The organism is Pseudogemmobacter blasticus (assembly GCF_003071405.1).
GTDB lineage: Bacteria > Pseudomonadota > Alphaproteobacteria > Rhodobacterales > Rhodobacteraceae > Pseudogemmobacter > Pseudogemmobacter blasticus.
In genome coordinates, this window is record NZ_CP020470.1 from 1,092,986 (window position 1) to 1,105,164 (window position 12,179).

Below are 12,179 nucleotides of genomic sequence, written 5' to 3' on the forward strand. Positions count from 1 at the left end.
CCGGCGGGCGTCAACCTTCGGGGCGAAATCTTCCCCGGTCGGGGCGGCGGACTTGTGCCTCAGGGGGGAGCATGTCACATTCAGGGATACAGGCAATCATCCCCGCGGCCGTGCGGGGCAAAGAAACCCGGGCATCGTGATGAGTGAAGTGCAGACCCTGCGCGCCGAAGAGGCCAACCCCGTGCTTGCACCGCAATATGCCGCGCTGTGCTGGCGGCTGCGGGGTGGCAAGGCGCGGGTGTTGCTGGTGACCAGCCGCGACACCGGGCGCTGGATCATTCCCAAGGGCTGGCCGATGGAAGGCCGCGCACCTGCGGCGGCGGCGGCGCGGGAAGCCTGGGAGGAGGCCGGGGTGGAAGGCAAGGTCCAGTCGGAAAGTCTGGGCGTCTATACCTATCTGAAGACCCGTCCCGATGCCGAGGATGTGCCCTGCGCGGTGGAGGTGTTTCCGCTGCGGGTGGAACGGCTGCAACGGCGCTATCCCGAACGCGCCCAGCGCCGCCGCAAGTGGTTTGCCCCGGAAAAGGCCGCCCGCAAGGTGAGCGAGCCGGACCTGCGGGCGCTGATCCTGGCCTTTGCCGAAGCGACCACGGAAGCGGCGGCGAACACCCCGGCGGGGGATTGAATCCCGCCACCGAAGGCATAGGTTCGACAGGTCGCGCATGGGGCGCGACCGCCACGGGATGTTGCGATGATCCGTTATGCGCTGACCTGCGGGGCCGGCCACGGTTTTGAAAGCTGGTTCGCCTCGGCCGCCGCCTATGACACGCTGGCCGGAGCCGGACAGGTGTCTTGCCCGATCTGCGGAGAGACGCGGGTGGAAAAGGCGATCATGGCCCCGGCGGTGACGCCCGCGCGCAAGGCCGAAGCGGCGGCGGCAGCAGAGGCGCGGCCCAAGCTGGGCACCCCGCAATCCGAGCTGGAGGCGGCGCTGGCGGCCTTGCGCCGGCAGGTCGAGGAAAATTCGGAATATGTCGGCATGAACTTCGCGACCGAGGCCCGCGCCATTCACGAAGGCGCATCGCCCGAACGCGCGATCTATGGCGAGGCGAAGCCCGAAGAGGCCAAGCGGCTGATCGAGGACGGAATCCCCGTCGCCCCCCTGCCCTTCCGCCCGGCCCGCAAGAGCAACTGACGGCAGCCGCGCAGGCGGGGCCGGTCAGTAGATGTAGCGGATCTGTTCGGTCCAGAACCGTTCCATCCGGCGCAGCGAGCGGTTGATTTCATCCATGCCGCTGGCATCGACCAGCCCGCGCTTTTCGATGCCTTCGGCGTGGCGTTCAAACAGGTCTGCCACCATGCCGCGCACGCGGCGGCCCTTTTCCGTCAGCCGGACCCGGACCGAGCGGCGGTCCACCTCGGACCGCTGGTGGTGCATGTAGCCCAGTTCGACCAGCTTCTTCAGATTGTAGCTGACGTTCGAGCCCTGATAGTAACCGCGGCTTTTCAGTTCGCCCGCGGTCACCTCATTCTCGCCGATGTTGAACAGCAAGAGCGCCTGCACCGAGTTGATTTCCAGAATCCGCAGCCGTTCGAATTCGTCCTTGATCACGTCGAGAAGCAGCCGGTGCAGGCGTTCCACTAGCGCCAGATTGTCCAGATAGCAGGACAGGAACGCCCGCTGCGCACCGTCGAGAAGAGGTTCATGAAGCGACATTCCCGGCCCCGCCCTGTGTCTGATCAGGGAGAGAATCGGCAGAAAGCGCAAACATTCGGTAAACTCGAACCGATTTTGTCCCGATCCGGGGTGCGCGGGGCGGCCTGGCCCTTGGGTCAGGCCGGGCCGGTCAGCCGGTTGCGGGCGAAATCGGTGACCCGATCCAGCAGCGGCGCGATCCAGGCCGGGGGCTGGTCGGTGCCCATGATCCAGGCCATCAGATCTTGATCATTCTCTTGCAGGAGCCGGTCATAAATATCCAGATCCTCGGGCGGCATCTCGGCAAGATGGGCCTCGGCATAGGGGCCAAGGACCAGATCCATCTCCTTGGTGCCGCGCCGCCAACTGCGCATCACCATGCGTTTCAGCCGGGCTTCTGCGGTTTCCGCGACCATCATGCCACCTCGCGCAGCAGGCTGCGCATCCGTTGTTCCACCCGGCCCAGATCCTCGGCCAGTCCGCTGGCGCGGGCGCGCAGCTTGCGCAGTTCGGCCAGCGTCTGTTCGGCCGCGGGCGACAGCGGCGCAGGCGCGGCGTCCGGGGCGGCCAGACCCGGCCCCTCGGCCGTGATCAGCCAGGTCAGCGAGACATTCAGCATCCCGGCCAGCATCTGCAAACGGTTGCCACGCGGTTCAGCCAGGTCTTCCTCCCAGGCCTGAAGCGTGGTCAGGCGCACGCCCAGCCGCTGGGCCAGGTCTTCCTGGGTCAGCCCTGCCGCTTCGCGCGCGCCGGCCAGCCGGTCGCCGAAGGTGGCCACATCGGGGGCATACCAGGTTTCTTCGACGGGGGTTTCGGTGCTGCTTTCCGCCATCTCGCCTCTCCTTCTTATGATAACGCTTGTGTCGGGTGGGGGTGCACCCTAAGACCTGCGCCCGGAAATCGCAAATCCGCCCCGCAAGGAGACGCCGATGCCCTTCCTGTCCGACACGCTGGCGCGCGTGAAACCCTCGCCCACGATTGCCGTCACCACCAAGGCGCAGCAGCTCAAGGCCGAGGGGCGCGATGTCATCGGCCTTGGCGCGGGCGAGCCGGATTTCGACACGCCCGAACATATCCGCGATGCGGCCAAGCGCGCGATCGACGCGGGCAAGACCCGCTATACGGCGGTGGACGGCATCCCCGAGCTGAAGGCGGCGATCTGTTCCAAGTTCCTGCGCGAGAACGGGCTGACCTATACGCCGGCGCAGGTCAGCGTCGGAACCGGCGGCAAGCAGATCCTGTACAATGCGCTGATGGCCACCTGCAATCCGGGCGACGAGGTGATCATCCCCGCGCCCTATTGGGTGTCTTATCCCGACATGGTGCATCTGGCGGGCGGCACGCCGGTGCCGGTGGTGGGGCTGCTGGAAAACGCCTTCAAGATCACGCCCGAACAGCTTGAGGCGGCGATCACGCCGCGCACCAAATGGTTCATCTTCAACAGCCCGTCGAACCCGACCGGCGCCGGCTATACCAGGGCCGAGCTGAAGGGGCTGACCGATGTGCTGATGCGTCACCCGCAGGTCTGGGTGATGTCGGATGACATGTATGAACACCTTGTCTTCGACGACTTCCGCTTCTGCACCCCGGCGGAAATCGAGCCGGGCCTTTACGACCGCACGCTGACCTGCAACGGCGTCAGCAAGGCCTATGCCATGACCGGCTGGCGCATCGGCTATGCCGCCGGTCCGGTGGCGCTGATCAAGGCGATGGGAACGATCCAGTCGCAATCGACCTCGAACCCAAGTTCGATCAGCCAGTGGGCCGCGCTTGAGGCGCTGACCGGACCGCAGGAATTCCTGGCCGGATGGCGCGCGGCGTTCCAGGCGCGGCGCGATCTGGTGGTGTCGATGCTGAACGAGGCGCCGGGGATCACCTGCCCGAAACCCGAAGGCGCCTTCTATGTCTATCCCGATATTGCCGGCTGCATCGGCAAGGCCACGCCCGGCGGAACCGTCATCACCAATGACGAGGTGTTCGCCACGGCGCTGCTGGAGGAGACCGGGGTGGCGGTCGTTTTTGGCGCAGCCTTCGGCCTTTCGCCCAACTTCCGGGTAAGCTACGCTACGTCAGATGACGTTCTGCGCGAGGCTTGCACCCGCATCCAGCGGTTCTGCGCCTCGCTAGTGTGAGGGCCTGAATGGCGGACGATCTGCCGGACTACTACTTTCGCCTGCGTGACAATGGAGCCGCCGTCTACAAGGTTGATACCGAGAACCGACAGCGACGGATCGAGTTGATCGAGATCGCGATGGTCAATGTCAGGAACGGCAACGTCAAGCCGCATGGCGAGACGAAGCTGAACGGCACCGATATCCGCGCCATTCAGGACTGGCTGGGAAAGCGGCGCATCCTTATCGAGGCGCGCGAGGTCGATGACGTGCTGCGCACCGGCGACCGGCTGAACGAGGCGGCGCAATGGGCACAGTCGAAGGCCACGCCCGAGCAGCTTGACGAGGTGACCGAGACGCTGCTTCTGGCCATGCACGACCTGCGGTCGGTTCTGGTGCGCAAGAAGGCCGAGCGGCTGACGAAAGCCCCGGCCGGCAGATAGTGGCAACCGGATCACGCAAGCCGTTGATTTTGCTTGCAGGACAAGATGTCCCACCGGGGGACAGCCCCCTTTCGCGCCGCGGGCGGGCAGACTATCCTCGCGCCCGGCCCGCAAACGAGAGGAGTCCCCCATGCAGACCATGATCGGCATCATCGGCGGCAGCGGGGTCTATCAGATCGAGGGGCTTGAGGGCGCAAGCTGGACCCGGGTGAAAACGCCCTGGGGCAAGCCTTCGGACGAGGTGCTGATCGGCCGGCTGGACGGCGTTCCGATGGCCTTCCTGCCGCGCCATGGCCGGGGCCATGTGCACAGCCCGACCACGGTGCCCTATCGTGCCAATATCGACGCGCTGAAACGGCTGGGCTGCACCGATGTGGTCGCCGTCTCGGCGGTGGGATCGCTGCGCGAGGATTTCGCGCCGGGCGATTTCGTGCTGGTGGACCAGTTCATCGACCGCACCTTCGCCCGCGAGAAAAGTTTTTTCGGCACCGGCTGCGTGGCCCATGTCGGCTTTGCCCATCCGACCTGCCCGCGTCTGGGCAAGGCCGCCGCCGAAGCGGCCCGCGCGGCGGGCGCGCGGGTGCATGAAGGCGCAACCTATCTGGCGATGGAGGGGCCGCAGTTTTCGACCCTGGCCGAAAGCCGGCTTTACCGGCAATGGGGGGCCGATGTGATCGGCATGACCGGGATGCCCGAGGCCAAGCTCGCGCGTGAGGCCGAGCTGTGCTATGCCTCGATCGCCATGGTGACCGATTATGACTGCTGGCACCCCGACCATGATGCGGTGGATGTGGCGGCGGTGATCGCCACGCTGACGGCCAATGCCGCGCTGGCCCGCGCCACCGTGGCCCGTCTGCCCGGCCTGCTGGGCCGCGACCGGGCCGACTGCCCGCATGGCTGCGACCGCGCCCTGACCCATGGGCTGATGACCGCGCCCGACAAGCGCGACCCCGAACTGCTGGCCCGGCTGGATGCCGTCGCCGGCCGCGTCCTGTAACCCCCGGAAAGCCCCCATGAATTCGACCAAGACCGTCAAGGACTATATCCGCACCATCGTGGACTTCCCGCATGAGGGCATCCTGTTCCGCGACGTGACCACGCTGTTCGCCGATCCGCGCGGCTTCCGCATGTGCGTCGACCAGTTGCTGGCCCCCTATGCCGGGATGCGGATCGACAAGGTGGTGGGGCTGGAAGCGCGCGGCTTCATCCTGGGCGGCGCGGTGGCGCATCAGTTGTCCACCGGTTTTGTGCCGGTGCGCAAGAAGGGCAAGCTGCCGGGGCAGACGATTTCGCAGGCCTATACGCTGGAATACGGCGAGGCGGTGGTCGAGGTGCATGACGATGCCATGCAGCCGGGCGAAAAGGTGCTGCTGGTCGATGACCTGCTGGCCACCGGCGGCACCGCCGAGGCCGGGATCAAGCTGATCGAACGGCTGGGCGCCCAGGTCATTGGCTGCGCCTTCGTGGTGGACCTGCCCGATCTGGGCGGCCGCAGGAAACTTGAGGCGATGGGCATGGATGTCCATGCGCTGTGCGCCTTCGAGGGGCTTTGATCGCAGGCTGACCGCGCAAGGGCGGGGGCAAGCCCCCGCACCCCCGGGGTATTTGGGCCGAGATGAAGCGGCAGGGCCTTCCTCCTGGTCCAAATACCCCCGCCGGAGGCCCGTTGGCCGGTCAGCCGCGCAGCACGGCGCCGGGGTTCAGGATTCCGGCCGGATCAAGCGCCGCCTTCAGCGCGCGCATCGCGGCCAGACGCGCCGGGTCGGCGTAGCGTTCCAGATCGGCGGCCTTGAACCGGCCGATGCCGTGTTCGGCCGAAATGCTGCCGCCCGCCGCCTGCACCAGATCATGCACCAGACGCTTGACCGGGCCGGCAAGGGCCTCATCGTCTTCGCGGCGGCGGCCCTTGGCAGGGAACACGTTGTAATGCAGGTTGCCGTCGCCCAGATGGCCGAAGCAGTTGAGGCGCAGCGGTCCGAGGGCGGCGATCCTGGCGCCCGCCTCGGCCAGGAAGCCGGGGATGGCGCCCAGCGGCAGCGAGATGTCATGCGACGAGATCGAACCGATGCGGCGGTTCGCTTCGGGGATCGCCTCGCGCAGCGCCCAGAGTGCGGCGGCCTGCGCCTGCGAGGTGGCGATGACGCCATCCAGCACCAGCCCTGTTTCGCTGGCCTCGTCATACAGCGCGGCCATGCTGACCTGGGGGTCCAGCGCGGCGGGCAGGCCCAGTTCCAGCAGGACGCACCAGTCGGGCGCGGGATCGAAGGGCGCGCGCAGGCCGGAGCCGGTTTCGGCCAGGAAATCGAACCCGGTCCTGGCGATCAGTTCAAAGGCGGTGACAAGGCCTGACAGGCGCGCCTCGCACAGCGCCAGCAGGCGTTGCGCCACGGCGGGCGACGGCACCGCCAGCAGCGCCACCACCGAGGCGGCGGGCTGCGGGAACAGCCGCAGCGTGGCGGCGGTGAGGATGCCGAGGCTGCCTTCGGACCCGATCAGCAGGTGGCGCAGGTCATAGCCGGTGTTGTCCTTGCGCAGCCGTTTCAGGCCGTGGACGACCGAGCCGTCGGCCAGAACCGCCTCGACCCCAAGGCACAGGTCGCGCGTGGTGCCATAGCGCAGCACGGCGGTGCCGCCGGCGTTGGTGGCCAGATTGCCGCCGATGGTGGCGGTGCCTTCGCTGGCCAGCGACAGCGGGAACAGCCGCCCGGCATCGGCGGCGGCCTGCTGCACGGCGGCCAGGGTCAGGCCGGCCTCGACCGCGATCACGTTCTCTTCGGGCCAGAGGCCGCGCAGGCCGGTCATCCGGTCCAGCGACAGGATCAGCGGCAGGGGGCCTTCGGGCATGACCTGACCGCCGACCAGCCCGGTGCCGCCGCCGCGCGGCACGATGCCCACCCGCGCCGCCGCGCAGGCGCGGACGATCTGCGCCACCTGATCGGTGCCGGCCGGCCGGGCCACCACGCCCGCGCGCCCCGGCCAGCGGCCGCGCGGTTCGGTCAGATCGCGCGGTTCGGGCGGGCGCAGCGTGCCTTCGGGCAGGCGCGCGGCCAGATCGGCGACGAAGGCCGCATCGCAGGGGTTCAGCATGGGATCACCTCTTTGCCCCCCGGTGCTAGCGCCTGCGGGCCGCTCAGTCCAGCCAGCGCGGGGTGAGGACCAGCACGGCGGGCCGCGCCGGCAGGTCGGCGCGGGCGAAGGTCATTTCGCTGAGGCCAGTGTCGACCACATCGAAATCGCCCTCCATCGCGCGCAGGAATTCGGTCAGAGAGGCGCCGGAAAACCAGTGCATCGGGATCACCACCCGCGCCTTGAGCCGGCGGGTGACGGAAACCATATCCTCAAGCCGCAGGGTATAGCCGCCGTCAACCGGCACCATCACGATGTCCATCCGGCCAAGGCTGGCATATTGCTCTTCGGACGGGATCTGGTGCAGGTGGCCAAGATGGCCGATGCAAAGGCCCGCCGCTTCGAACACGAAGATCGAGTTGCCGTCGGCGCGGGCACCTTCGCCAAAGGGACCACGGGTATCGGTGGTGACGTTGCGCACCAGCATTGCGCCCAGATCCAGCTGGTGGTCGGCCGGGCGGCCGGCGTCCGGCCAGCCGCGCAGCACATGCGGGATGCGCGGGTCTGGGCTGGCGGTCCAATGGGTGGAATGGGCGTTGTTCATCGTCACCACATCGGGCACGGCGTCGATGGTGCCGATATAGCCGGTGTAATCGGTCACGGCGGCGGTGCCATCCTCGGCCAGGATCAGGAAACTGGCGTGGTCCAGATAGCGGATCAGGACGTGATCGCGTTCGACCGGGGCGAAATCGGCGTGCTGCACGGTTTCCGCGCCTTGCGCCAGCGCGATGCAATGCGAGGGCAGACGGTCCTGCGCCCAGACCGGGGCGGCGAGGAACAGGAAAAACGGCAGAAGCGGGCGGATCATGGCGGCCTCCGGTTCAACCCGAAGAGGATGCCCTGCCTTTCGCAGGATCGCCATCACGCCTGCGCGATCTTGGCCGTTTCAGGCCGGGCCTACATCGGTGCGGCCGCGACGGTCGGCGCGCAGGCAGGCGTAAAGCACATGGTTGCGCCAGCGTCCGGCGATCTGAAGATAGCTTTGCGCGACGCCCTCATACTTGAAGCCGGTCTTTTCCAGCACCCCGCGCGAGGCGGCGTTTTCCGGCAGGCAGGCGGCCTCGATCCGGCTGAGGTCCAGCCGGGTGAAGGCGTGGTGGACGACGGCCAGGATCGCCTCGCGCATGTAGCCGTGGCGGGCATAGGGCTGGCCGATCCAGTAGCCCAGCGTGCCGGCCTGGGCGGGGCCGCGACGGATGTTGTCCAGCGTGATGGCGCCCAGCAGCGCCTGATCGTCGCGCCGGATCAGCATCAGCGGCAAGGCCGTGCCCTGGGTTTCGGCGCGCTGCGCCCAATAGACCCGGTTGGTGAAGGACCGGCGCGACAGGTGGTCGGGGCTCCAGACCGGCTCCCACGGGGTGAGGAAGGCGGCGCTGGCGTCGCGCAACCCGCTCCAGCCGGGCCAGTCGGCATGTGTGGGCAGGCGGAGCGTCATGCGCTCGGTCTCGATCCTGACCCGCCGCCGAAGGCCCAGCATCACGCCGACAGCGCCTCCTTGATTGCATCAACGCCGGGGGCCTGATCGACGGGGCCATAGACCGCCAGCGCGGCCCCGGCGCGCAGCACCTGGGCGCCCCAGTCGCGCACGCCGGGCAGGCTGACCGCGTCGATGCGGGCAACGGCTTCGTCAAGATCGGGGACACGGCCCCAGATCGACAGGAGGCGCGCGTTGCGTTCGGCGCGGCTGGACGGGCTTTCCAGCCCCATCAGCATCCCCGCACGGATCTGCGCCTTGGCGCGGTTCACCTCGGCCTCGGTCATGTCATCGGCGGCGCGTTTCAGTTCGGCGACGGTCAGGTCGGCCAGATCGCCGATCTCGTCGCCGCTGGTGCCGGCATAGATGGTGACATGGCCGGTGTCGTCATAGGCCGCGCTTTGGGCATAGATCGTGTAGCACAGGCCCTTTTCTTCGCGGATCTTCTGGAAAAGCCGGCTGGACATGCCGCCGCCCATCGCCATGGACCAGACCTGCGCGGTATAGACCAGCGGATCGCGATAGCCCGGGGCTTCCAGGTTCAGGGCGAAATGGGCCTGTTCCAGATCCTTGATCTCGCGCCGTTCGCCACTGTGGAAGCGGGCCCCGTCCACCGCGCTGCGGCCCACCGGCCTGAGATGGCCGAAGATCGCCTCGGCCTGGGCCACGATGGCGGCATGGTCGATGCCGCCCGCCGCCGACAGGATCATCCGGTCGGGGCCGTAGTGGCGGCCGACGAAGCTGCGGAAATCGGCGGCCTGAAAGGCGGAGACCCGGTCTTCCGGGCCAAGGATGGTGCGGCCGAAGGTCTGGCCGGGATAGCTGGTTTCGTGCAGCCAGTCGAAGATGATGTCATCGGGCGTATCGGCGGCCTGACCGATTTCCTGCAGGATCACATGGCGCTCGGTCTCGATGTCGGCGGGGTTGAACAGCGGGTTCAGCACGATGTCGCTGATCACGTCCAGCGCGCGAGCCACATCGGCCGAGAGGCAGCGCGCGTAATAGGCGGTCATCTCGCGCGAGGTATAGGCGTTGATGTAGCCGCCAACATCCTCGATCTCTTCGGCGATCTGCAGCGCGCTGCGCCGTTCGGTGCCCTTGAAGGCCATGTGTTCCAGAAAATGCGCGATGCCGTTTTCGCCGGGGCCTTCATGGCGCCCCCCTGCCCCGACCCAAAGGCCGATGGAGGCCGACTTGAGGCGCGGCATGTCCTCGGTGACGATGCGAAGCCCGTTGGAAAGCGTGTGCAACTGGACGGTCACAGCCCGGCCCTTTCAAGGATCAGGGTTTCAAGCGCGGTCAGGTCATTCGGCACGACGGTCTGCCGTTCGGGCCGGTCGAACAGGGTGGCCATATGCGGCGGCAGGCCGGGGCGCAGGCCGGTGGCGGCCTGCACGGCATCGGGGAACTTGGCCGGATGGGCGGTGGCCAGCGTGATCATCGGGCTGGCGCCGAGGTGTTCCTGCGCCACCTTCACGCCCACGGCGGAATGGGGGCAGAGAAGTTCGCCGGTGGCGGCCAGCGTGGCCGCGATGGTGGCGCGGGTTTCGTCTTCCGAACAGCGCCCCGAGGCAAAGACCGATTGCAGCGCCGCAAGTGCGGGCGCGGGAATGGTGAAGCCGCCCGACTGTTTCAGCCCGTCCATCAGCCGGGTCACCGCCGCGCCGTCGCCCCCCAGCGCCAGGAACAGCGCGCGTTCGAAGTTGGACGACACCTGGATGTCCATCGAGGGGCTGATCGAGGGGCGGACGCCATCGGTGCGGTAGTCGCCGGTCGTCATGGCGCGGTGCAGGATGTCGTTCTGGTTGGTGGCGATCACCAGCCGGTCGATGGGCAGGCCCATCTGTTTCGCGATATGGCCGGCGAAGATGTCACCGAAATTGCCGGTGGGCACGGTGAAGCTGACCTTGCGGTGCGGGGCCCCCAGCGCCGTGGCCGAGGAGAAGTAATAGACCACCTGCGCCAGAACGCGCGCCCAGTTGATGCTGTTCACCCCCGCCAGACGCACCCGGTCGCGGAAGGCGAAGTCGTTGAACATGTCCTTCAGCCGGGCCTGCGCATCGTCGAAATCGCCTTCGATGGCCAGCGCATGAACATTCGATTCTGACGGGGTGGTCATCTGGCGGCGCTGCACATCGCTGACGCGGCCATGCGGGAAGAGGATGAACACATCCACGTTCTTCAGGCCGCGGAACGCCTCGATCGCGGCCGATCCGGTATCGCCGCTGGTGGCGCCGACGATGGTGATCCGTTCGCCCGTGCGCGCCAGCGCCGCCTGCATCATCTGCCCGATGAGCTGCATGGCGAAATCCTTGAACGCCAGGGTCGGGCCGTGGAACAGTTCCAGCAGGAAGTGGTTTTCGCCAAGCTGCACCATGGGCGCGCGGGCCGCGTGGTGGAACCCCTTGTAGGCGGCCGCGATCAGGCGCCTGAATTCGTCATCTCCGAAGAAGCCGCCCAGAAACGGGCGCATCACGCGGAAGGCGATTTCCTCATAGGGCAGCCCGGCCATGGCGGCGATCTGATCCGCCGTCAGTTGCGGCACGGTTTCGGGCAGGTACAGACCGCCGTCCCGCGCAAGCCCCGTCATCATCGCTTCGCCGAAGCCCAAGGCAGGTGCCTGCCCACGGGTCGAGATGTATCGCATTCTGTCCGCCCCTTACGCCGTCCGCGTTCTGATACGCCACAGAAACGCAACTGTCATCACTGCCCAGACAACCGCAAGGCCGAACCATGTCAGCGCGTATTGCAGATGATCGTTGCGGAAGGCGGCCGAGGCGGGGACGGGCATCACGCCATCGCCGGTATCGCTGCGGGCGATGACCAGCACCGGGTCGGTCCGCAGGGCGGCGGCGATGCCGGGCAGATCGCGGCCGAACCAGATGTCGCGGGCGGCGTCATGCGGCGGGGTCGAGGCGGTCATGTCGTCGGGCCAGTTCAGGTTGCCCGTGATGCTGGCCGCATGGGGCGGGCGGGGCTGGCTGCGGTCGGCTTCGGGAATGAAGCCGCGGTCGATCAGGATGCGGCGGCCATCGGCGGTTTCAAAGGCGGCGATGACGTGGAAGCCCGGCCCCTGTTCGCGGGTCGAGGCAAGGACGAAGGTCTCTTCCCCGGTGAAGCGGCCGCTGGTCTGCACCGGGCGGTAGCGGTCGGTGGCCGGGTCGGGGGCGGCGGGCAGTGGCACCGGATCGGCGGCGATCATGGTGGCGGCTTCGGCGATGATCGCCTCTTTCCATTCCAGCCGGCGCAATTGCCAGACGCCCAGCGACAACAGGACCGCGACCCCGGCGACGCCGACGATCAGGAAGAACAGGATTTGCCGCACGATGCCCCCCGAAATGAAACGCGCGGGCCAGTGGCCCGCGCGCGCCTTCGGTCAGAAGGTGATG

Annotated in this window: 15 protein-coding genes; 6 read left to right on the forward strand and 9 right to left on the reverse strand. The window is 67.6% G+C overall.

Annotated features, from left to right (window positions below; all coding sequences use genetic code 11):
• Positions 1-139 precede the first annotated feature (139 nt).
• Entirely contained in the window at positions 140-625 is a 486-nt protein-coding gene (locus B6K69_RS05295; RefSeq protein WP_108643051.1) for an NUDIX hydrolase, read from the forward strand.
• Between the two features lie 66 nt (positions 626-691).
• Positions 692-1,135 carry a DUF1178 family protein gene (locus B6K69_RS05300; protein WP_108643052.1) on the forward strand — a complete coding sequence of 148 codons (444 nt, stop codon included), beginning with the start codon at positions 692-694 and terminating at the stop codon, positions 1,133-1,135.
• A 24-nt stretch (positions 1,136-1,159) separates the two neighbouring features.
• Here B6K69_RS05300 and B6K69_RS05305 read toward each other — a convergent pair whose 3' ends face one another.
• From B6K69_RS05305 to B6K69_RS05315, 3 genes are all read right to left on the reverse strand, one after another.
• Positions 1,160-1,657: a MarR family winged helix-turn-helix transcriptional regulator gene (locus B6K69_RS05305; RefSeq protein ID WP_107673384.1), complete on the reverse strand. Its 498-nt coding sequence runs from the start codon at positions 1,655-1,657 to the stop codon at positions 1,160-1,162.
• 116 nt (positions 1,658-1,773) lie between these two features.
• Positions 1,774-2,052 (reverse strand): FAD assembly factor SdhE, encoded by a 279-nt coding sequence (locus B6K69_RS05310; RefSeq protein WP_108644788.1) that lies wholly within the window; start codon positions 2,050-2,052, stop codon positions 1,774-1,776.
• Entirely contained in the window at positions 2,052-2,468 is a 417-nt protein-coding gene (locus B6K69_RS05315) for a helix-turn-helix domain-containing protein (protein ID WP_107673383.1), read from the reverse strand. Before B6K69_RS05315 ends, B6K69_RS05310 begins: the two co-directional genes overlap by 1 nt.
• Positions 2,469-2,565: 97 nt before the next feature.
• On the opposite strand from B6K69_RS05315, the gene B6K69_RS05320 reads away from it, so the two are divergent.
• From B6K69_RS05320 to B6K69_RS05335, 4 genes are all read left to right on the forward strand, one after another.
• The gene (locus B6K69_RS05320) at positions 2,566-3,768 is read left to right on the forward strand and encodes a pyridoxal phosphate-dependent aminotransferase (protein ID WP_108643053.1); all 1,203 of its coding nucleotides are present in this window, start codon (positions 2,566-2,568) and stop codon (positions 3,766-3,768) included.
• Positions 3,769-3,776: 8 nt separating this feature from the next.
• Positions 3,777-4,190 carry a hypothetical protein gene (locus B6K69_RS05325; protein ID WP_107673381.1) on the forward strand — a complete coding sequence of 138 codons (414 nt, stop codon included), beginning with the start codon at positions 3,777-3,779 and terminating at the stop codon, positions 4,188-4,190.
• Positions 4,191-4,320: 130 nt separating this feature from the next.
• On the forward strand, positions 4,321-5,187 hold the full coding sequence (locus tag B6K69_RS05330; protein ID WP_108643054.1) for an S-methyl-5'-thioadenosine phosphorylase: 867 nt from the start codon (positions 4,321-4,323) through the stop codon (positions 5,185-5,187).
• A gap of 16 nt (positions 5,188-5,203) precedes the next feature.
• Positions 5,204-5,743 (forward strand): adenine phosphoribosyltransferase, encoded by a 540-nt coding sequence (locus B6K69_RS05335; RefSeq protein ID WP_107673379.1) that lies wholly within the window; start codon positions 5,204-5,206, stop codon positions 5,741-5,743.
• Between the two features lie 121 nt (positions 5,744-5,864).
• On the opposite strand, the gene B6K69_RS05340 is transcribed toward B6K69_RS05335, so the two are convergent.
• The 6 genes from B6K69_RS05340 to B6K69_RS05365 all read right to left on the reverse strand — a co-directional run bounded on the left by B6K69_RS05340 (position 5,865) and on the right by B6K69_RS05365 (position 12,118).
• A complete protein-coding gene (locus B6K69_RS05340; RefSeq protein WP_108643055.1) occupies positions 5,865-7,277 on the reverse strand; it encodes an FAD-binding oxidoreductase in 1,413 nt (470 codons plus the stop codon).
• A 43-nt stretch (positions 7,278-7,320) separates the two neighbouring features.
• On the reverse strand, positions 7,321-8,124 hold the full coding sequence (locus B6K69_RS05345; RefSeq protein WP_108644789.1) for an MBL fold metallo-hydrolase: 804 nt from the start codon (positions 8,122-8,124) through the stop codon (positions 7,321-7,323).
• 78 nt (positions 8,125-8,202) lie between these two features.
• Positions 8,203-8,793, reverse strand: coding sequence for a GNAT family N-acetyltransferase (locus tag B6K69_RS05350; protein WP_108643056.1), 591 nt, complete (start codon positions 8,791-8,793; stop codon positions 8,203-8,205).
• A complete protein-coding gene (locus tag B6K69_RS05355; RefSeq protein WP_108643057.1) occupies positions 8,793-10,052 on the reverse strand; it encodes a M16 family metallopeptidase in 1,260 nt (419 codons plus the stop codon). Before B6K69_RS05355 ends, B6K69_RS05350 begins: the two co-directional genes overlap by 1 nt.
• Positions 10,049-11,437 carry a threonine synthase gene (thrC, locus tag B6K69_RS05360; RefSeq protein ID WP_108643058.1) on the reverse strand — a complete coding sequence of 463 codons (1,389 nt, stop codon included), beginning with the start codon at positions 11,435-11,437 and terminating at the stop codon, positions 10,049-10,051. Before thrC ends, B6K69_RS05355 begins: the two co-directional genes overlap by 4 nt.
• A 12-nt stretch (positions 11,438-11,449) precedes the next feature.
• A complete protein-coding gene (locus B6K69_RS05365; protein WP_164681994.1) occupies positions 11,450-12,118 on the reverse strand; it encodes an SURF1 family protein in 669 nt (222 codons plus the stop codon).
• Between the last annotated feature and the right edge of the window lie 61 nt (positions 12,119-12,179).